Annotated in this window: 15 protein-coding genes; 1 reads left to right on the top strand and 14 read right to left on the bottom strand. The window is 47.4% G+C overall.

From position 1 onward, the window contains the following. The first annotated feature begins 639 nt into the window (after positions 1–639). Complete coding sequence (locus BLW34_RS09935) at positions 640–3,312, top strand: peroxidase family protein (protein ID WP_256203730.1); 2,673 nt, start codon at positions 640–642, stop codon at positions 3,310–3,312. Between the two features lie 57 nt (positions 3,313–3,369). On the opposite strand, the gene BLW34_RS09930 is transcribed toward BLW34_RS09935, so the two are convergent. From BLW34_RS09930 to BLW34_RS09865, 14 genes are all read right to left on the bottom strand, one after another. Next, positions 3,370–5,250 carry a GMC family oxidoreductase gene (locus tag BLW34_RS09930; protein ID WP_218138826.1) on the bottom strand — a complete coding sequence of 627 codons (1,881 nt, stop codon included), beginning with the start codon at positions 5,248–5,250 and terminating at the stop codon, positions 3,370–3,372. Positions 5,251–5,489: 239 nt separating this feature from the next. After that, complete coding sequence (locus tag BLW34_RS09925) at positions 5,490–8,150, bottom strand: c-type cytochrome (protein ID WP_090578944.1); 2,661 nt, start codon at positions 8,148–8,150, stop codon at positions 5,490–5,492. Positions 8,151–8,323: 173 nt separating this feature from the next. Then, a complete protein-coding gene (locus tag BLW34_RS09920) occupies positions 8,324–9,529 on the bottom strand; it encodes a catalase family protein (protein WP_090541851.1) in 1,206 nt (401 codons plus the stop codon). Next, positions 9,526–11,040: a Dyp-type peroxidase gene (locus BLW34_RS09915; RefSeq protein ID WP_090578941.1), complete on the bottom strand. Its 1,515-nt coding sequence runs from the start codon at positions 11,038–11,040 to the stop codon at positions 9,526–9,528. Before BLW34_RS09915 ends, BLW34_RS09920 begins: the two co-directional genes overlap by 4 nt. A 14-nt stretch (positions 11,041–11,054) precedes the next feature. Continuing rightward, positions 11,055–12,359, bottom strand: a complete 1,305-nt coding sequence (locus tag BLW34_RS09910) for a hypothetical protein (protein ID WP_090578937.1) — start codon at positions 12,357–12,359, stop codon at positions 11,055–11,057. A gap of 34 nt (positions 12,360–12,393) precedes the next feature. Then, positions 12,394–12,849 carry a hypothetical protein gene (locus BLW34_RS09905; protein WP_090578933.1) on the bottom strand — a complete coding sequence of 152 codons (456 nt, stop codon included), beginning with the start codon at positions 12,847–12,849 and terminating at the stop codon, positions 12,394–12,396. Positions 12,850–13,254: 405 nt separating this feature from the next. Next, the gene (locus BLW34_RS09900; RefSeq protein ID WP_090578931.1) at positions 13,255–14,163 is read right to left on the bottom strand and encodes a CysB family HTH-type transcriptional regulator; all 909 of its coding nucleotides are present in this window, start codon (positions 14,161–14,163) and stop codon (positions 13,255–13,257) included. A gap of 63 nt (positions 14,164–14,226) precedes the next feature. Further along, positions 14,227–15,300 carry a sulfate/molybdate ABC transporter ATP-binding protein gene (locus tag BLW34_RS09895; RefSeq protein WP_090578928.1) on the bottom strand — a complete coding sequence of 358 codons (1,074 nt, stop codon included), beginning with the start codon at positions 15,298–15,300 and terminating at the stop codon, positions 14,227–14,229. Then, positions 15,290–16,174, bottom strand: coding sequence for a sulfate ABC transporter permease subunit CysW (gene cysW, locus BLW34_RS09890; RefSeq protein ID WP_090578925.1), 885 nt, complete (start codon positions 16,172–16,174; stop codon positions 15,290–15,292). Before cysW ends, BLW34_RS09895 begins: the two co-directional genes overlap by 11 nt. A gap of 10 nt (positions 16,175–16,184) precedes the next feature. Continuing rightward, entirely contained in the window at positions 16,185–17,018 is an 834-nt protein-coding gene (cysT, locus tag BLW34_RS09885; protein WP_090578922.1) for a sulfate ABC transporter permease subunit CysT, read from the bottom strand. 78 nt (positions 17,019–17,096) lie between these two features. Next, a complete protein-coding gene (locus BLW34_RS09880) occupies positions 17,097–17,972 on the bottom strand; it encodes an EAL domain-containing protein (RefSeq protein ID WP_256203729.1) in 876 nt (291 codons plus the stop codon). A 277-nt stretch (positions 17,973–18,249) separates the two neighbouring features. Then, entirely contained in the window at positions 18,250–18,564 is a 315-nt protein-coding gene (locus BLW34_RS09875) for a DUF2325 domain-containing protein (RefSeq protein WP_090578916.1), read from the bottom strand. Positions 18,565–18,630: 66 nt separating this feature from the next. After that, positions 18,631–19,629, bottom strand: a complete 999-nt coding sequence (locus BLW34_RS09870) for a sulfate ABC transporter substrate-binding protein (protein ID WP_090578913.1) — start codon at positions 19,627–19,629, stop codon at positions 18,631–18,633. 42 nt (positions 19,630–19,671) lie between these two features. Then, a complete protein-coding gene (locus BLW34_RS09865; RefSeq protein WP_218120406.1) occupies positions 19,672–21,291 on the bottom strand; it encodes an alginate export family protein in 1,620 nt (539 codons plus the stop codon). Between the last annotated feature and the right edge of the window lie 85 nt (positions 21,292–21,376).

Below are 21,376 nucleotides of genomic sequence, written 5' to 3'. Positions count from 1 at the left end.
TTCGCCGTCGCGGTATTCCACTTTACCGCACATCTCGCCGCATCGTGTTTCTTTCAAACGCATTGCGGCCGAAGGCCGATTACTACGCTCATTTCATATTGCAAAAGACTCAAAATTGACAATCAATGGTTAAATAAGTAAAACTGAGATTGCCTGTGTCGCTTCACTTGGAGAGGATGGTATCTGTCGCGTAAAGTCAGTGGCAAATTTCAATGGGATATGCGCTCCTATATTCAAACAAAGGAGAGCTGTGTCAAAGGAGGTCACATGATAGAAGAAATAATTAAGCGAAACTTGGAACATTGCTTTCGACCAAATTCAAACGTTAATTTGAAACGGAGCCTAAATAAGGCAAATAATTCAACCGGTACATATCCGAGCTTTAAGTTCTTAACCCAATCTACTGGCTTTAGCCAGGGTTATTTGGCCTTTCTCTACCTCAAATGTCGCCATCCATCGCTACTTTTAGCAATGGCAGTATTGCTTCTTCTCAGTGGATGTAATGTTTGGGATGCCGAGATATCCTGTCTAAAGGTGTTCGTGCAGGGTGATATTCAGAGAGTTGCACAAATAAGAGAGCAGCGGTTTCTGGGAAAGGTTCCTGAGGGGAGGGCTCATTGTCTCGGCGGAGATCATGCTGTGACCTTTAGCCAGAGCCCGTGGCAGGATTGGCCAAATTACTGGGCTACTGGTGATAGCTCGTCACTATCTCCTCATACTCTGTTAGATAAAACATTTTTTGGTCCCAACGCGCGTGGTCTTAACGGCGCCCTCTATGAATTGGAGTTGCAACGGATTGAGCTTATCAAATTCAACCTTTTCGACAATAGCGGAACCTACGAGGCCTATATCACAGGCCGTGATGGCACGGCGGGTCCAGTGCTGCAAGCCTGGCCAGAAATGCAGTTGCCTCCGAATCATCCTAATTATAAGGATATTGAGAGCAATCCGGAAAAGGTCTGTGGGGGTGAATTAATTCGTTTCCGTACCGTTACTGGAATCTGTAACGATATTTACAATCCATTGATGGGTTCAACTCATCAACTCTTTGCGCGTAACGTTCAGTTTGATACGACCTTTCCTGACCTGGATTTAAATGAAATAACTAAGAATCGCCATGGTAACCGATTAGGGCTATTGAAACCTGATCCACAGGTCATTAGTCGGAAACTGTTCACCCGCATGCAGTCTCAGCCTGACAAATGTCAAAGGGGCTATGGCTTGCCTGACAGCACAGCAGAGGCCGAGTGTGATTACAAAAAGGCGCTGACCTTTAATGTACTGGCGGTTTTCTGGATTCAATTCATGACCCACGATTGGTTCTCTCATGTGGATGAAGAACGCAATCAGCCACAGTGGATGACCGCTGGCTGCGCGACACAACTTGTCGACAACATCGAACAGCCATTGACGAGTGAGGATATCGAGAAGCTGGGCTGTCGGCCAGATGACAGGATCAATATCGCGCCTGTCGCTGACAACACGCCCCCCAGGTCATTTACGCATGACGGCCAGCCCTATTTCACCCGGACACCGAAGACAACACGCAACAATGTGACGGCTTGGTGGGATGCCTCGCAACTCTACGGCTATGATGAGCGGTCTAGCCAGCGAGTTAAGAGAGACCCCAAAGATTCAGCCAAATTGTTGTTGATGTCCGATAATGAAAGTGCGGGCGAAGTCGATAAATTAGGGTACTTGCCGACTTTTGAGTCAACCGATCCGATCAATCCGGAATGGTCAGGTCAAGAAGCTACCGCTTTTCCTGACAACTGGTCCATCGGACTGAGTTTCTTTCACAACGTCTTCGCGAGAGAGCACAATGCTTTTGTCGATGAATTTCGCAAGCTTGTCACCCAAACACCTGATGTAGACAGTGGCTTGAGAAATCCGGCAAAACCTGAGGTTGTTATCCGCTATCAAGATGTGACACCGGACGAGTTATTCAATGTCGCTCGATTGGTTATTTCTGCTGAGATCGCCAAGATCCACACCATCGAATGGACCACGCAACTGCTTTATAACGAACCGCTGTACCGGGGGATGAATGCCAACTGGCACGGTCTTTTCCACGAACATGCAGCTGTATCCGAGGTGCTGAGAGAAATTATTCGTCAACTCGACAACACGGATGATGTCAGGAAAGCAAATAGTTTCTACGCAGCTTTCTCTGGCGGGGCTGGCATTTTTGGGTTAGGCAATCATCGCTATGAAGGAACGCCATTCTATTCTTTGGTCGATCGCGGCAGGAAGGATATCTGGACACTCACCAGCAATGACGACATCAATGGGGGAGTCAATCATTTTGGTTCTCCCTTTAATTTTCCCGAAGAATTTGTCACGGTATACCGGTTGCATCCTTTGCTGCCGGACTTGATCGAGTACCGTGAGTGGAATAAGGATCCAAACGTCATCAAGCAAAAAATACCCATAATGGAGACCTTCAGGGGGAAAGCAACCGAGGTGATGCGACGGAAGGGCCTGGCAAATTGGGCGCTCAGTATGGGCCGCCAGCGAGCAGGAGAGTTGACGCTCCAGAACCATCCACAATTCTTGCAAAACCTGAAGATGCCGCACTTGCAGTCACCCACTCAGCAGGTCGATATCGCTGCGCTTGATCTCATTCGGGATCGGGAACGAGGCATTCCACGTTATAACGAGTTTCGCCGGCAGTATGGGCTGAAACAATTGACCAGCTTCGAAGATTTCATTGATTCGCATTTACCCAAGAACTCGTCCGTTCGGCGCGAGCAGGGACAGCTCGTGCAGACGCTGCGTGAGGTCTACGGGCAACATCAGTGCGATGAATCCAAGGTAATCACACAGGCTCAACTGAACGATGACAAATCGCCTATCAACGATTGCCTGGGGCATCCAGATGGCAGCTTCATTGACAACATCGAGGACGTCGATACAGTAGTCGGATGGTTAGCGGAGTTCAAACGGCCGCATGGTTTTGCTATTTCTGAAACCCAGTTTGTCGTGTTCATTCTCAATGCTTCGCGCAGGCTCTTTAGCGACCGGTTCCTCACCTCGAGTTTTCGCCCAGAATTCTATACCACCCTTGGGGTAGAGTGGGTGATGCACAATGGACCAGGCTCGGAAATAATAGAGCAGGGGATGTCCAATGGTCACAAACAACCAGTCTCTCCCATGAAGCGTGTTCTGTTGAGAGCATTACCGGAACTAGCAGGCGAACTCCAGGGTGTGGTCAATGTATTCGATCCCTGGGCGCGAGATCGTGGAGAATATTACAGTACCCAATGGAAAGCCAGATCAGATATGGTGGGGGACAAGGCGTTCGCTAAGTAAAGGTGGAGTAATGGCAGCACCGGCCACAGTTGAGCCGGTCAAGTTTTTGTAGATGAATTATGAAGCGCTTTTTCTCGCGTCCTCAATAATTGCCTCGCTTGCTTTCTCGCTGATCATGTAGATCGATGATACGATAAAGAAACCGGGTATCTTGGGGAAAATCGAAGCATCTACGATGCGCAAATTTCTCGTACCATAAACACGAAACCGGTTATCTACAACTGCCATCTGGTCGCTAGCAGGCCCCATCTGGCAGGTACAGGAAGCGTGATGTCCCCATGCTTGATCTTTAATGAATTGGCGGATATCTTCACGGCTCTTAACTTTCTGTCCTGGAAGAATTTCCTCGTCAATTAGATCTCCACAATGCCCGATAATGTTACGCACAGTTTCTACCCCGTCCACCACTGATTCCAGATCTTCTCCATTATCTGAACCTTCGAAAAAATAATGGAAATTAATTTTCGGAACATCGCGTGCATCGTTAGATCTCAATGTGACACAACCTTTTGTGTTATTAGTGTGAGCTTTAAGAATGGTCCAGGTAAAGATATTTTCTTCCTTGCCAATGTCTTGAGAGTACCCCGGATAGTAACCACAAAAATCACCGAGTAATCCAAAAATCAATAAATCTGGATCATCATCCGAATGTCTGGAAGAAGAGCGTTTGATTAGTGCAATCGTGGCACCATTAGTTGTATAGGGACCTTTGTCCTGAAGCCACAGGGCGTATTGCGGATCGGGTTCCTCTCCAAATTCAGGGGGGCGTAATTTCATGCCCTCAATTAAGGGAATATTCTCTTTGAGCCTCGTTACCACACCCACTTCATATCGATCCTGCAGATTTTTCCCTACGCCCGGTAGTTCCACTTTTACCGCTATCTTATGTTTTTCCAACTCTTCCCGAGGACCAATTCCGGAGAGCATGAGTAACTGCGGCGTATTGAAAGCGCCTGCTGAGATAATCACTTCTCGTTCTACATAAACTGTTTTCGTTTCGGAAGTAACCGCCTTTTCATGCTGGGGATCAGCTCGATATTGATGAGCACCCACGCGATATTCCACACCATAAGCTTTGTTATGCTCGTCGAGCAGCACGCGCTGCGCTAATGAGTGGGTTCTTAGTACCAAATTGTCAGGACATTGCTCATGAACCCGTAATAGATACTCCCTGGTTCCCATTCTCTTGCCGTATTGGGTAGTAATCGGAATGATGTATAGCCCTTCCGGGCTTCTGGAAATTAAACGCCAGTTGTTAGGATCAAAGCGGGTTCTAAGTTTCAGAATAGTTTGAATAATTCTTTTAAGAGGATTAGTGATGGTACGCCGGGATTCTTTCAATGCGGCTAACGTCAATTTTTTTAGCACCTTATCATTCCACAGCATTTCAGAATGAGCTTGGTTGACTGGCAACCAGCCTTCGAACCCATGGTGACTCCAAATTTTCCACCGAGGGACGTATTCGCAGCGCTCCAAGCGCTTGAAATACTTTTGCATATTCTCGCTATACCAGCTTGGATCATCCATCAGTTTTGCAATATAATCCCAGTCGCTATTGTGGGGATACATCAGAACCATGGCGTTATGCGCGGTACATCCGCCGAGCGTACCCGAGCGAGGGTAAAGTACCCCATCTTTTTCAGGGTCAGAGAGAAACTTACAATCTCGTTCCTGCTGGTTTTTGTTTTCATAATGACGTACGAAGTAGTCCCACCGGAGGGCTTCATTTTCAGAAGCACGCGCATGAAATGCCGGGACCTTATAATCACAAGGTTCGTCATCTCCTCCAGCTTCCAACAGCAGCACACGGAAACCTTCCAGAGCTAGGTTGCAGGCAAGCGGCCCTCCACCCGCACCGGAACCTATTACGACATAGTCAAATTTTTCGTAATCGTTACTATCAATCTGATTACACTCTAAAGAGTCAGGCTTAATCACAAATTATCTCCAGCAAAATTATCTCAAAAATCTTTGACGGATTTCCGAGGGGTAGCGTAACTGTGTCGATAAGCACCAAAATCTACTTCCTCCCAGTTAAAAGAGGAACTTTATTTGTAATATCCTGCAGACTTAATTCTCCATGCCTGAGGAGAGAAAACTGGTTAAAAAACCAAAGCAAGCCGAAGAACACGGTAAGTGCCCCCGCTCCAAGCAGGGGCACTTTTATTCACGAAAAATTACATGGTTTTAAGAAACTCAATTAAAGCCCGCTTGTCGCTCTCATTGAGTACTGCTCTACCTTCTTCTGCAGGCAGGTAATCTGTGCCGAAATAATGCCCCCGATTTACAACGAAGTCTGGGCATTTATTAACTTTTAATAAAGGATCAACTATACCGCTCAAAATTTCACGCAGTTCTTGGTCTGTAGTGCTCTCAGGATGTTCCTGTGCTTTCCACAAATCAAAGATATCCCATCCAATGGTCTTTACAAGATCCCACGAAAGAGAGAGTCGCTGGCCCCAGCTCATTTCCATATTGATATTGGAAACCAGATTCACCGGGATACCTTCAGGAAATGGGCCAAGCTCCAGTCCGTCGCCAATAGGAAGAATTCTTACATACCAAGGCAGATAACCTTTGGGTATCTTTAATTCGCTCCTTTCTGTGGTTCGATCGATAATGCCCGGTATTTCTTTGCCTGATCGAGTGCGATACGTTTTCCCCTCACAACTGTTTGCCGTTTTCGAGCCATAAACTTTCGAACCTTTTTCCTCATCATATGAATATAAGTCTTTTTGATCACAGTAGCGTTTTTCAGGCCAAAGCAACTGCTCTATGCTGATATCGAAGGATTCCATACGATCCTCTACTGAGCCTGAAGGATAAAACTTACCCAATGTGTTATTCAGAAGGAATGGTGCTGTAGACCAAATACTGGTCAGAGAAGGCGGCCGGATGTAACCGAGCCCTCCGGCTGGCATGACATAGTCCTTAGGTTCACGGGTAACCGGGTGATGAATTATGGTATTCCCTACTGGAGGCAGTTTTTTGTAGGAAGTAGACGAAAAATTATCCCAGGTATCTCCCTTGATTGCGTTAGTGGCTATGGAAGCGCAGATATTGGTTTCTAGCAGTGTAACCGGAACGCGCAAATCAGTAGAAAGGAAATTTTCATTGAGAAAATCTTCCTCCAATACGATCTTTGTCATTTTTTCTTTGAATTCGGAAGAGTTGGTCCAACTCCAATATTGATTCCAACAATTCAAGTAATTAGGGCCGACACATCCATTGTTTGGAAAAAACTTGAATGCTTCCTCCGGGAGCTTGCTCGAATGACAAGCGGCGCAGTTCTCAGCAAATACTTTCTTGCCGTGTTCCAGGATTTCTTCATCATCGGTCAAGTAGCGCTCGCCCTCAGGCGCTTTCTTTAGATAGTCTGGAGGAGTTGCAGCTAGAAAAAACAAAGCAGTGTCCAGCGTCTGTTGCTCTGTAGCCCGCCAATAGCTGGAATTTTGTTCTGCTGCTTTGATTGGGAAGGGAGTAAATGGCTTTCCTCCTACCAAAGGATTAATATGCTGTAGCCATTCCTCGCTGAATAAACCGATATTAACGAAGACACGATTCAATGCGCCTAGCGCACCCACTGAGTCTGAACCATCCTTGAGAACGCGCGGTGTCAGCACTTTACTAGGCTCTTTAAAAAATGCTCTGAGAGGGCTGTTAGGAGGCACTGCTTCAAAATGATTGAATTGTTTATTGTCTCTTTCACCACCGGTGATCTCTTCTTCACCCCAGCGTAAGGCATTCAGCATACGTGCAGGAAGATTATAAACAGCGTTCATAGTACGTGGATTATTGATATAGTCGGTGGAGATGAGCGAGGTATCCAATGCGCCTGGCCGATTAGTGTGAAGATGTTGGTAGGCGTAACTGGTTTTATCCGCTTCATAAGCGAATACCCGATCAAACCAGAAATATTGCGCGCCCGGATTGGAGTTGAGATTAGCCCACTCTGGATTTTCCGGGTCTTTGGGTGGGTTGGTTGGATTGGGTCCAACGTGACAGAATCCACAAGACATGCCCACCCGATAAGGTTTGACTAATTTGGGATCATTGTAGTATTCAGGATCAGAGTAGTATTTTTCTGGATTCCAGCGCTTCTTTGCTGTCTCATCGAAATCAGGATTTGGAAACAAACGAAGGCCTACAATACCCGTAGCATAGCCATAATAAGATCCTACAGGCACGGTTTTACCACGTGCGCCGATTTGGATGCCTGGATATTTCTGTTCGTTCTCGAAAGGATCAGGAGAACAATTCCGGTCACGTATATCCAGATACAAACCAAAGCGGTCAGGGCGTCCGACCAGTTTGCCCTGCGCATCGGTATTTTTCATAAAACACGGCTCATTGACCAGACCAAACCAATTCCACCGGTTGTCACGGCTATATCCCGGGTTTTTCTGGAGCTCAGGATGATTCGACAATACTTTCAATAGATCGAAGCTACCAAAGCTTTTAGCATTCATATAATCCCAGAACTTATCATTGCCGCCAGTCCAAACAATCCAATTGTTTCGACCTCTGATCACAGATTTGACGGCCTCATCCGGCGCTTGGGAGATACCAGGTACAAAAGGCTCTAGAGCGGCAACGACCTTATCAGCGTTCTGACTGATGCCATAATCCATATCCTTGAAATAATCTTCATCCGCCCCAGGAATGGTTTCTTCCGATCGATTCACACATTGTGCTTCATCCATAATTGATCCCGTCTTCGCATGACCACCTTTGATACATTCGGTTGCGATCCTTAAGGACTGTTCGTCAGAGCACCCGGAGAGAGATAAAGCTAGACCAAGTCCAAAGAAAAAGAGTATTTGGTTATATTTCTTCATAGGAACCTCCGAAAAAACCATTATTAAGAAGATTTGTACTGACTTATTCCTTTTGCAAATATCACTTGATTTGCTGCTCAACTAATAACAATTCCCTATCTTTGCTCTCTGTTTCAGTTCTTCATTGTCCTATAAAGTACTGAGTTATTGAAAAGCCAGTTTATACCTTGATGCTAATCGAACACCTCATCTCCGGTTGGTTCGAGGTGTGTAGTTTGATTCATTTCTTGACGGAATTTGGATAGCTCGTAATACATTCTAAATCGCGCCCTGTTCAGATTGCCTAATGGCCGATGCTCAGGGAGACAATGCCAAGGATTCATTTTCAGCCGCTTAGCAAACTCAAACTGCGCATCCGAATCAAATTTCTGCTTCGGGATATGCACTGTGGCAGCGGGAATAAACGGGGAAAGGTTTTCTGGCCAGCGTACCGAGCCGTCTTCAATTGGCATTAAATGAGGGTCAGTCTGTATTTGAATCATAAGATCAAACTCAACATCTTTCTCATTCAAAGTCTTGATCATATTCTCCCGTAGATAATTGAACGGAGGCGTACCAAAAGGCAGGCCGGGAATATACCTTTCAACGTCCTTTGTTTTTGGCACGAATGAATACATCATCGCCTGTCCTTCACCCAGCAGATAAGGCGTGCAACTCCAGTAACGCTGTCCTAATGGGTTATACTGAGTGGCAGTCCACAGGCTTTGCATAAAGAAGTCAAGCAAATGGGAGTCCTTCGGATTGAGGAAGTAATAAAGTGTCATATCTACCAGACTCCAGTATTGCAATTTGGCATTTTCTCGGGTGTTGGGTGTGACAAACGTCGCGCCACCGCTGGTGGTGATAAAATCCTGGGTAAATTTCTCCTCACTCATGAGTTTTTCACCCGGAACACCCATGAGCTTCACCGCCATACTCATAAAACCGACATCGTTAATATCAGCCGGCACATTTGGCCCAGGTCCGGAGTAGCGTATATAGGCCGGATAACTGCGTGGGTTGGCAAAAATGCCTTTGCGGCAATGTTCTGGCAGGTCATCTCGTATGGTCACCGTGGCACGCACAATGCCGTGTGTTTTGGTATTACCACCCCGCTCATATCCCCCCGGTTTGAAACGTCCGCGCATCTGATCCATCATAAGGTCGACAATTTTATTTAAGCTCTTTTCTTCATCTGGGTCGAATTTTTCCTCAGCCAGTTGCAAACCTTCGTTCTTGCGTCGTCGATTAATTAGAAACTGGATAAATCTTGAACTGGGTTCGCGAAAGAGATAGTCCCACTGCGGGCGGAACCAAGGCTCTAACCGGCGCTCAATACGGAGCAGCAGAATCAGCAAATGGTGAATAGCTTTGAGTATTCGGTTCTTGATCGTCGTCATGATGAGTGATCGCTCCCGTTAGCAGGTAAGGCTGAAATGTACTTTAGCGCACGCAGCCCAGGCATAAAGAAATATCCGCCGCCATGTACAGTAATAAACTGTGGCAAATTACAGGTTTTTTGCATCGGTCCGGATGGCTCGGGATGATTAAAATGATCGGTGCTTTCACCGCTCATTAGCGGTTCGCGATTCCCCAGCAAGGGATCTCTTTCCTGCTGCAGTCCACTAAATTTACTACTCATGGTCCAGGCATTCTGAACAAATTCAAATTGCCGCGATATGTTGGCGACCAGACAGATAAACTGCAGACCATGCTCGGCGACAGGGGCGTCCAGTTTGACGGCGTCTTCCGGCGCAAGGATGGGACCATAACTGCGGCCACGCCGCAACAAACGATGAAAACGAGAGGAAGCAACCAGGTCCTCCTCCGGCTTTTGCCCAAACCCCAGGATTTTAATCAGCCGGCTGATAAAGCCGGTTACACCTGGCGGTAAATCACCGGTACGTGGATTAGACCTGCGAATATGCGCGCTAATCGGACAATGATTTCCTGTTGGGTCCAAGTCATAGGTAAAATGGTTACCGTGATCCTTGCGTGAGATTCCTGGAATGTGCTCCGCAATCAATGGTGTGCCATTACGTTCTCTACCCACCATCGATGCGGCAAGTTGTTCGCGTTTTTCCGGCACGGATCCCGATACCTTGTCAAGAAACTGCCAAAAACCGGGAACATTCTGATCCAGTTGCCGAAGCACTAGATATGTTCCATTACGACTAAAATCCTTCAGCGTGGGATCATCTTCGGCATTAGGCAGACCCGTTGCGTACCTGTCTTTTCTGGGATCAATGAGCGGTCGTGCAGTATATTGTCCATATTCATTACGGTAGCCAAGCACCATCTCTCCAACCGCCAATAAATTAGAGTAACGATCGCGTTCATGTAAGTCCGTGCTTTGTCGGCATGTCCAGTCAATCGTTGGTTGACTGATGCCGTCTTCGAACCCGAAAGGTTCAATCCGTCCCATATCCGAGGTGGGCAAATGTCTTAATAACTGAAATGCCTGTGAGAAATGCTCATCTTCAACTGTTCTCCGCCAAGCTTCGAGGCCTCCCTTTTTGGCATAAAGTAGCAGCAAAATATGCGGCATCTCTGCTGAATTATTACCCCACTTCCAGTACTTTGGAGCATTGCGCCCGATATCCCCAAGACGGCGAGAACAATTTTCATTTCTGGTCATACCGTAGATGAACTCATCGGAAAAACCATTAATAATCGATTCACTCACTCCCAGTTTCTTTAAACCTTGCACAGAAAAAGCAATCTGCAGCGCCGTATCAGGTGGCGGATTTGTTTTGATGGCCCTGCTGACTGGCGCCATATCCAACCATCGCTTAGCCGCATCGACATTGGCAATACTCAGCAGCATGAAACAGGTATCGGTTAATTTTCCATACCCAAAGCGTAGCAACCCTTGCAGATCATCAAATTCAAAATCGCTTGATTTTTTCATTTTTATACTCCCTGCTAGATCAGACTGAGCCATTCACGGATTTCCGCATCATTCGATTGACGAATTTCCATACCTTGCCGGATACGACTGTTACGCGCTAAATCAACAGCTGTTAACCCTGGATAAGCCTTATACCAGACCTCTGTAGGTATTTGATGTCGCCTTTGCGTATATTTGAAGGCATGCTCACGCTGCGCACCTTCTTTAATAATCCATTTCGTAGTAGGGTAGCCTACAGCATTACTAAAGACGAGATTGAGACCCCAGCCCACCTTATTAATAAAATCGTCCATATAGCTTTCATGACTGCCATCGTAATTACTGGCAAAAAAAACTCTATGGTTATTATCCATGAACACCCAGCGCGCAAAATGGATGGTTTTTATTCGCGTGAGAAAACCCCGATTGTAAACGTGCCTGGCAAACCAGTCGGTCAGCAGGAGTATGAACTTGAAGGTCAACAAGCGAAACAGACCCGGTTTCACATCACCAAACACGCTATATTGATTACTGACATCCCAATCTTCCTGTGCTGAAAGTTCTTCTATATGCTTGTAGTCAGGCCGAATGAAGAGTTCGGGGTCAGAACGCTCCAGCATTCTTAAACGTAATGCAAAGAAAGGCGCGATAACCAATAGCAATGGGGATAAGAGAAGTAGGGTTAACGGGACTCCAATCTTATGCAGCAGATTGCGGACTTTCCACTCAGTGAGTGTCGGTTCTGGCGGGGATAGCGTAAGTCTGCCTTGATATTTTTCCATTTCGACATAAGACAAAAGCTTCTGCCGTAAGGTACGGATATTCTCCCGGCCAACATCATCAACAATTTTCTGTAAATAGGCAGACAAACTTTGATGTAACGCTGCCTCTTCATGTATTTGTTTGACAGTTCGACCGATCCAGTTAACATAATTAGCCTTGGGATTGATATTGTGTTCGTTCATCCATCCCAGCAGATTCTGATTTTCCTCAGAAAAATCTTCGCAATGAGAGAAGATTTTTCTTAAACCTGAGTCCGCATGGTCTGCGAGTTCGGCTAAAAAAGTATGTGTATCCCCATCAATGTCACCAAGAAAGGCAAGGGTGGGTCGCCACGGTCTTGGTCTTACGCCAAATTCTTTAATTTCGTGTGTCGTATTGGCTTCTATGATCACAAAGCGCGCAAAATGCAACCGATCAAACCTGCTGAATGGAATCAAGCTATTACCAGGGTCAGCATGACCCGGCACTTTGTTCATCGAGGCCAACAAGGCGCGCAGGTTTTTCAGCTGCCCAACACGCACCGTCGCAGCAATCATGAAAGTAGATTGAGGTGTCATGGTTTTCTATCTCAAGTAAACATTTAACGACTTCTTATTTAATATCGCTTCGTGTCAAGGCGAAATCCAGGACACGTGTTTTACCCCACCACACTTTCCCAAGATAAACACCGGGTTCGACTTCACGAATCTCATCGCGGATCACTTTGGCAATGAATGAAGTTTTAGAATAATCAATGACGATGGTATCTTTCCCATCAAGCCAGCTTTTGTCGCGATATACTTTTGCGACAATAAATGTCAGACCAAACGGTGTAATTTTGTTGACAAGAACACCTGCCTGGCCACCCGGGCAAAATAGATCAAACACTTTGCCTTGCCAAGCAAAGAGGTGTGCAAAGGCGGCTACGATTTTTGAGAAGATCGACCCTGCCAGAATTGCTGTGCCACGGGTATCACCCGCTGGAATATTTCCTGGTGTGGCATTGCGATAGATTTCATCTAATTCCTCGCGTGACTTACTCAACCAGGCTCTTACCGTATTATTCATTTCAGTTACTCCTTATAACTCTTACAGAATTGATCAAAGTCACAAAGTCAATAATATGAGTAACACTGCAATAGTTGCTGACTACAAATAACACTTGATTAGACCAGAAATTACGCTTCCTTGAAGAAAGCTAAAATAAGCAAAAACCTTAATTTGGTCTCAGGATAATGCTTAAAAAACAAGAGCAAGAAAGTTTGTAAATCGATGAAGTCGAACTTTGAAGTATCTCCTGTAACACTTCACACAGAACTTGCTTGGCTTGCATGATAATGCTAAGACATAACAAAGAGGCAGGCAATAATGCAATAGCATACAATTTCTATTTCTCAGTGCACGCTTTTGCAAGCACATGGCTGCGCTGCAATGCCTTGGTATGGAATATTCGGGTTAATGTGACCGAAGGCATTATCTGATTTTCATGGATTCGCTGAGTGTAGGGATGCAAAGTTCTATGAAACAATAGGCATAATCGCGTAAATAGTGATTCTGGCGAATCGAGATATGGGTCGTATTCTTTTCAAATAGATGCGAACCATCGAGTCTGACGAGCATAGCGTCCCGTTCTGGCACAAATGCTACCGATGCGATGATGCCTACACCCAGCCCAAGTGCGACATAAGTTTTAATTACATCGGCATCCAGAGCAGACATGGCGATATCGGGCACTACGCCCGCTTGGGAAAATGCATGATCAATCCGTGACCGTCCGGTAAAGCCGTGGTGATAGGTAATAATCGGGTATTCTGCGATGGCTTCGAGCGTAAGGGGATGGGCCGATTGCAGGGGATGGCCAGCAGGCACGATGATGGCATGGTGCCATGTGTAATAGGGAAAAGAGACTAAATCGACGGTGTTTTCCAGCGCTTCCGTCGCAATGCCGATGTCTGCCTGGCCGCCAAGCAGCATGGATACGATTTCACCCGGGCTGGATTGATGAAGCGCCAAGTGTACCTTGGGAAATATTTTCTTAAACTTTTCTACTACGGTTGGCAAGGCATATTGAGCCTGCGTGTGGGTTGTGGCGACAGTTAACTGGCCTTGATCGTGCTGACTGAACTGTTCGGCCAGGCGCTTGATATTTCGGGTATCCAGCAAGATACGTTCAACAATCTTGACCAGTTCTTTGCCCGGCTCAGTCAGTCCGGTCAGTCGCTTGCCTTTGCGGATAAATAATTCAATACCTAGCTCGTCTTCCAGGTCCTTGATATGCTTGCTGACGCCGGATTGCGAGGTAAACAAGGCATTGGCTACCTCCGTCAGATTGTAGTGCTGGCGAACGGTCTCACTGATGATGCGAAGTTGCTGGAAATTCAATGGTTAATTCCTTTGCTGATATTTGATTATGCTATCTTAGCCCGAATATTTCATAAATTCGCGTTAGTGTAATTGATGAGGAAACAGATCGAGACGGCGCGGTTTGATAAAAACCCGATCACCCTTTGCTAACTGTAATTCACGGAAACGTTCTTTGCTGATCTCGGCTTGGACAAGATTTCTGTCCTGATGATCTTCACGGGTCAGTTCCAGTCTCACTACCGGCCCAACTGAAAGAATATGACTGACACGCGCAGGCAATGCCGAGTCACCATTAAGGAACCGGTCGACTTCGATATCGTGCGGCCGCACATAGGCGACTGCGGCCAGATCTTCCGCTTCGGCGTGTTCGGGCGCATCAATTTCGATATCGCCAATCCAGGCACGGCCTTGATGTATCCGGCCATGGAACAGATTGACATGCCCCAGAAATTCGTACACAAACGGGTTGGCTGGCTGCTCATAGACTGCATCGGGTGTTCCAGCCTGCTCGATCCGCCCCTCGTTCATGACCACAACCCGATCGGATACTTCCAGTGCTTCTTCCTGATCATGGGTGACAAAAACACTGGTGATAGGCATCTCATCATGCAGTCTTCGCAGCCAGGAGCGTAATTCCTTGCGCACTTTGGCGTCGAGCGCGCCGAATGGCTCATCCAGCAGCAGTACTTTGGGTTCCACCGCTAAGGCGCGGGCCAAGGCAATACGCTGGCGCTGGCCGCCAGAGAGCTGGTGGGGATAACGGTCTGCCAGCCAGTCGAGTTGCACCAGTTTCAGCAGATGAGTGACGCGCTCATGGATTTCCTGATCTTTCAGGCGGCTATGCCGGGGGCGAACGCGCAGTCCAAAAGCGACGTTCTCAAAAATCGTCATGTTACGGAACAGCGCATAATGCTGGAATACAAAACCCACCTGCCGGTCACGAATATGCTGACGGGTTGCATCTTCGTCATTAAACAGCACTTGACCCGTGTCGGCTGTTTCCAGTCCTGCAATGACGCGCAGTAAGGTGGTCTTGCCCGATCCTGAAGGCCCCAGTAACGCAAGCAGTTCGCCTGCATGGATTTTCAGGTTGATGTCGCGCAATGCGGCAAATGAGCCAAATTGCTTGTGGAGATGGCGTATTTCAATGCTCATGGCTTAATTTTCCTTTTTGTGGGGTTACTTTTGATTCGACGAAAGTTTTGATGGCAAGCGTAATTAAGGCGAGCAACGCCAGGAGCGATGCGACTGCAAATGATGCCGCATAGCTGTATTCGTTGTAGAGAATTTCAACATGCAGCGGTAAAGTATTGGTATTGCCGCGAATATGTCCGGACACCACCGAAACCGCGCCGAATTCACCCATTGCGCGCGCATTGCACAGGATGATGCCGTATAACAGACCCCATTTAATGTTAGGGAGTGTGATGCGCCATAACGTCTGCCAGCCACTTGCGCCGAGTACCACAGCGGCTTCTTCCTCCTCCGTTCCCTGCGCCTGCATCAATGGGATCAGCTCACGGGCAATGAATGGCACCGTTACAAAAATCGTTGCGAGCACAATGCCGGGCACTGCAAAGATGATTTTGAGGTCATGTTCAATCAGCCAGGGTCCTAGCCAGCCTTGCAGACCGAACACCAGTACATAGATCAATCCGGCAACGACAGGTGATACCGAGAAGGGTAGATCAATCAGCGTGATCAGGATGTTCTTGCCATGGAATTCGAATTTGGCGATCGCCCAGGCAGCCGCCACGCCAAATACCAGGTTAAGCGGCACGGCAATCGCCGCGGCAGTCAGGGTAAGTTGAATCGCTGCAAGGGCATCTGGCTCCGTGATCGCGGCAAAATAGACATCCATTCCTTTCTTGAGCGCTTCGTAAAATACCGAAATCAGGGGCACGAACAGAAACAGCGCCAGAAACGTGAGCGCCAGCCCGATCAGCATCCAGCGCACCCAAGCTGGTTCCTGGGTAATGATCGCCTGCTGTTGTATTTTGATTGGGTGAGAAAGGGTTATCGTGGTCATTGAGGGTCTCTCAGGCTAATGCGTTGCGACGGCGGCTCCACCATTGCAACAGGTTGATAATGAGTAACAGAACAAAAGAGATGAGCAGCATGACGACCGCAATGGCGGTTGCGCCAGCATAGTCATACTGTTCCAGTTTGGTAATGATCAGAAGCGGCGTGATTTCCGAAATCATGGGCATATTGCCAGCGATGAATATGACCGATCCGTATTCTCCGATAGCGCGCGCAAATGCCAGCGCAAAACCTGTCATGAGTGCCGGAAAAATAGTCGGAAAAATGATCCGCAAGAAAGTCTGTAGCCGGTTCGCACCCAGCATGGCTGCCGCTTCTTCCAGTTCGGTCTCGATATCTTCCAGCACCGGTTGCACCGTGCGCACCACGAACGGCAGGCCAATAAACGTCAGCGCTACGTAGACGCCAAGAGGGGTAAAAGCCACCTTGATGCCGAGCGGCTCGAGGAATTGACCGATCCAGCCATTGCCGGCATATAGGGCCGTAAGGGCAATGCCTGCCACAGCAGTGGGCAGGGCAAACGGCAAGTCTATCAGGGCATCAACGATCCGTTTGCCAGGAAATTGATAACGAACCAGCACCCAGGCCACCAGCAACCCGAATGCGGCGTTGGTCAGGGCAGCGGCAAATGAGGCGCCAAATGTCAGTTGATAGGAAGCCAGCACACGCGGCGAAGTCACTGTGGCCCAGAACTGCGGCCAGGGCAATTCAGTAGTACGGATGAACGCGGCCGAGAGCGGGATCAGGACGATCAGGCTCAGATAGAGTAACGTAAATCCCAACGCCAGATTAAATCCTGGTAACACGCTATGCTGCTTGAATGTACTCACCTTATCACTCCTAAAGAATTCAATTTTTCTTATCTACTTAGGGCATTTGTACTCAATCCTGGTGCGGAATTTCTTGGGTCAATCGGGCGAAATCGTATGGATGGCCCGTGCTGGTTTGCTCAGATAATTTCCTTGCAGATAATCTGCCCCAGCACGTCTGGCGGCGGTTAGCTGATCAAATGTTTCAATATTCCACACCAGGATACTTGCTCCGAAATGGTGTATTCTCTTGATGAGGGCATCAACTGCATTATGATGTAACAGATCGTATGCCTCGATCCGCACGATATCCGGATACAAACTGCCTAGCTCCGGCATCAAACTGCTACTTGAATCACCATAACTAGCCGCAATCTGGTAGCCGCGTGAGCGATAGTTATTAATGACCCTGCGCAGTAATTCCTTGTAACGATTGATGATGGGGGGAATTTCAATCGTGACTCGAGAAGTTCTCACGCCAATCAGATTAAGAAAATCTTCAAACGCACGACCATGATCAATTTTAACGTTCTCCAGAAGACGTGGATGCACGCTTACAAACAATTTGTCTGAACTGGAAGTTTTATTGAAATAATTGAGGGCGTGAATTGCTCGGCATAAACGATCCAGGTTAACCAGTTGCTCATCATTGGCGGCCTGGGCAAAAATTTGCCAAGGTGAAAGTACAATTTCTCGATTCGACTCCGAACGGATATAGGCGGTATGTCCAATGGTTTTATTTTGAATCGTATTGACAATGGGCTGAAAAGCGCTGGTTAGCTTGCAATGATAGAAATGACCGCTTATCCAATCGTCTTCGGCACGTTCCAGCGGATAGTCTGTAGCCGATTGAATCAACTCAAATTCATCTTTAACAATGAAAGTATTGGGTGAGGAGGTGTACATGGAAAAACTCCTGTTAAATAAGGCGTTGATCTGCGCGGCAAGAGTCGTCTCTTTGATGGGGATGAGCATTCCAGTTGCTATTTCTGAATGATCAGCAGGGCTTGATTCGTTAGTAACGATTCATCCATTCAAATAACTCACCGAGTCGAGAGAACTTCTCTGCCACTTAACCCGAATATTTCATAAATTGGCACGTGTCCTCACTTGCCTTTTGATTAATAAGAAAGATTTTGCTCAGTCGGGTGTATGAACCACTACACCACTCCTTCTCAAAACTTCCCTATTAATCGAAATCCTGCGTGATCATCACGCCAATTTATGAAATATTCGGGTTAATGTTAATTTCTCAAAAGCTGTAGCAATGACAGCAACCTTCATCGATTTTTTCCTTGTTCAATAATTTATGTTTGAGTTCATGTGCGGAATGACGGCAATAGATCAGGGGAATACCTTTACGGCTGGCCTTGTTCTTCAGCGAGTTCGCCAAACTATGACTGACGTAGTCACACACCATGACAATCAGCCGCGTGTTACTGGAGAGTGAACGTTTGAGAAATCCTTTTTTGCGGCCGCTCCAGTGTTCGACATGGGTATGCCCTTGCGCAATCACTTGGCGTTTAAGCGACTCAACTTGATCTCCGCCTACAATTAATACACTCATGTTTTTTCCTTACATTACGTTTATCGCTCATATTGGGGATGTGCTTGCACAATATCCCCTGTCTGGTTATTTCAGATAGATTTGGTCAAATGTCCCGCCGTCATCAAAATGAACTGTCTGTGCATTTTTCCAGCTGCCGAACGCATCATCGATTTTGAACAGTTTGATGGCCGGGAATTGCTTGGCATACTTTGCGGCAATTTTTTCATCCGTTGGCCGGTAGAAATGTTTGGCGGCAATTTCCTGGCCTTCCTCCGAATAGAGATACTGGAGATAAGCTTCAGCGATCTTGCGTGTGCCTTTCTTGTCGACGATCTTGTCGACCAGGGTAACAACGGGTTCTGCCAGGACGCTGAAGGAAGGCACGACGATTTCAAATTTATCCTGACCATATTCCTTGAGCGCCAGAAATGCTTCGTTCTCCCAGGAAATGAGCACATCGCCAATGCCACGCTCTATGAATGTGGTCGCTGAACCCCGTGCACCGGAATCCAGTACCGGCACGTTCTTGATAATATCTGCGACAAATTCTTTTGCTTTGGCTTCACCAAATTGCTGTCTGCCGTATTCCCAGGCAGCGAGATAATTCCAGCGTGCGCCGCCGGATGTTTTAGGGTTAGGCGTGATTACTGAAAGACCTGGTCTGGCGAGATCGTTCCAGTCTTTGATGCCTTTCGGGTTTCCTTTGCGTACCAAAAAAATGATGGTTGAGGTATAAGGCGCGCTGTTACGGGGCAAACGTGTTTGCCAATTTTCTGGGAGCAGCTTCCCATGCGCTGCAATCGCATCAATATCGCCCGCCAATGCGAGCGTGACCACATCGGCATCCAGTCCATCGATCACGGAGCGGGCTTGCTTGCCGGAGCCGCCATGAGATTGCCGGATGGTGACTTTTTCTCCGGTCTGTGCTTGCCAGTGTTTGGTGAATGCAGGATTGAATTCCTGATAGAACTCGCGCGTTGGATCATAGGAAACATTCAATAATGTCTTGTCTGCAGATGCATGACTTCCCATCAGTAAGCTTGTTACCAACAGAGTGATTTTTAGCCATTTGTTTGTTTTCATATTTTTTCCTTTAATAGATAAGGTATGGGTTATTTGAACGCTTTATTTAAATGCGCGAATCGATACTTCAACATAGAAAAAGTTTGAACTGTCTCTATGTTCTCCAAGTGCCGCCAATTGCCTGTTTTTGGTGAATTCACCGTTTATAAAGTGCGAATACCCTATGGTGGTGTCGACCAGCGGTGCCAATTTGTAATTGATGCGGGCATTGATCGATTGCCCGATAAAATCTCCACTCTCTCCGGTCTTGTCGCGATTGTTGGGATTGGGAGTTGAAATGTTCAAAAGATTGTTGAGCCGATCGGTGTCACTGGCTAGCCAGAACCAGCTATAGCCCCCGTCGATGGAAATATCCTTGTGCGGAGAAAACTCAAATACCAGCTTGGGCGCTTTGACGTTCTCCATGATGAGATAGTCATCGGGTGACCAGGGACGTGCAAACCCGAAGAATCGTTCGAAACGATTGTCGACACGGTCGTTAGGATCACGGTCACCACTGACAAAGCCATAAAAGGCGCTGAGCCGCGGCTTCCAGTCATGTTTGAAGCTGTAGCCAAATTCAAGCAGGTAAGACCAGGCAGACTTTTTCACACCATTATCGCGGCCAAACTGATAGATGGCACCCAGATCGAAATCGATGTTGGTATTCGGCAACACGCCGTAAGCACGTATGGCTGGTGAATAGATATCGCGTTCAGCCTGCTTGCCATCTCGGGCATCTTGCTTGAGGCCCATGAAATAGGGCTGCAGCGTGATCACATCGGACCACTTGCGCCAATTTCCCACTGCACCGTAAAACCATTGACTTTTATTGCGGCCATCAAAATCATCGATGTCGCGGAGGATCGGTTGCATTCCCCAGGTATCGAGTTCCCAGTCATTGGCTTCTTGTCCGAACGTGACGCGAAAGCCTTCAAAATTGTTGGTGGTGTTACGCCACTGGTTGTTACCGAGCAAACGTCGGTCTACTGCTTCCCAGGACATACGGCCACCGCGAATTCTGATTGGGCGCTGATTCCCCAGATCATCCTGTCCCAGGGCGCCTTTAAAATACAGTTCACCATAGGTCTGAATCAGCTCATAGGGATTCCAGTCACGATTATCCCTTGGAAACTCACTGTTATAGCCCCGCGAATCCTGAAATTCGATCGCCATGCGAAACGGATCCACAATATTTCTGATGCCTAGATACGCACGGGTCCGCATCAGGAATTGGTGATCGGTTAGGAGATTGTTGCGCCGGATATCGCCATCACGCAGCTCATAGCGTGTACGGTGATCCAATCCGAGATCCAGCCAGTCGAGATCCTTGAAAGCTTCGATATCTGTCTTGGCCAGGTTACGCACATACCGGGGAGGATCAGACTCTGGGTGTGTGCTATAGCTGCGCGCACGCTGAAAATAAGTCGTTTTCCGGGGTGCTTCGGGTTTGGCTGCTGCAGGTTGCGCAGTCGGTTGCGTAACTGGCTGCATTGCTGGTTGCTCTTTGGGTTTAGTCGCCCACTTGTAGGGATCCTCGCTGCCTGCTTGAGTGACTTGCAGGGCGACCTGCTGGGTAGCTCGAGTATCCTCAGGTAGTAAAGAGCGTTCATTTGCCTGGATTGAGGTAATAGGCAATATGTTGGCTGTAACAAGCAATAGGGTTCGCCAAGCGTATTTCATTCATCTCTCCCAAATGTCCTTCCGGTAATCCGGTCAGGCCATTGCTGTATATTTTCTTCTTTCTCCAGTTTTCTGGTCGAGGTGA

It is taken from the genome of Nitrosomonas sp. Nm58 (genome assembly GCF_900107335.1).
Classification (GTDB): domain Bacteria; phylum Pseudomonadota; class Gammaproteobacteria; order Burkholderiales; family Nitrosomonadaceae; genus Nitrosomonas.
Note: the sequence above shows the minus strand (reverse complement) of the source record. Positions and strands in the feature narration are given on the sequence as shown.

What these genes read in the sequence shown, in the direction of transcription:
- BLW34_RS09925 (WP_090578944.1), bottom strand. Translation starts at nt 8,150, where the DNA reads ATGAAGAAATATAACCAAATACTCTTTTTCTTTGGACTTGGTCTAGCT.
- BLW34_RS09920 (WP_090541851.1), bottom strand. Translation starts at nt 9,529, where the DNA reads ATGACGACGATCAAGAACCGAATACTCAAAGCTATTCACCATTTGCTG.
- BLW34_RS09915 (WP_090578941.1), bottom strand. Translation starts at nt 11,040, where the DNA reads ATGAAAAAATCAAGCGATTTTGAATTTGATGATCTGCAAGGGTTGCTA.
- BLW34_RS09910 (WP_090578937.1), bottom strand. Translation starts at nt 12,359, where the DNA reads ATGACACCTCAATCTACTTTCATGATTGCTGCGACGGTGCGTGTTGGG.
- BLW34_RS09905 (WP_090578933.1), bottom strand. Translation starts at nt 12,849, where the DNA reads ATGAATAATACGGTAAGAGCCTGGTTGAGTAAGTCACGCGAGGAATTA.
- BLW34_RS09895 (WP_090578928.1), bottom strand. Translation starts at nt 15,300, where the DNA reads ATGAGCATTGAAATACGCCATCTCCACAAGCAATTTGGCTCATTTGCC.
- cysW (WP_090578925.1), bottom strand. Translation starts at nt 16,174, where the DNA reads ATGACCACGATAACCCTTTCTCACCCAATCAAAATACAACAGCAGGCG.
- BLW34_RS09880 (WP_256203729.1), bottom strand. Translation starts at nt 17,972, where the DNA reads ATGCTCATCCCCATCAAAGAGACGACTCTTGCCGCGCAGATCAACGCC.
- BLW34_RS09875 (WP_090578916.1), bottom strand. Translation starts at nt 18,564, where the DNA reads ATGAGTGTATTAATTGTAGGCGGAGATCAAGTTGAGTCGCTTAAACGC.
- BLW34_RS09870 (WP_090578913.1), bottom strand. Translation starts at nt 19,629, where the DNA reads ATGAAAACAAACAAATGGCTAAAAATCACTCTGTTGGTAACAAGCTTA.
- BLW34_RS09865 (WP_218120406.1), bottom strand. Translation starts at nt 21,291, where the DNA reads ATGAAATACGCTTGGCGAACCCTATTGCTTGTTACAGCCAACATATTG.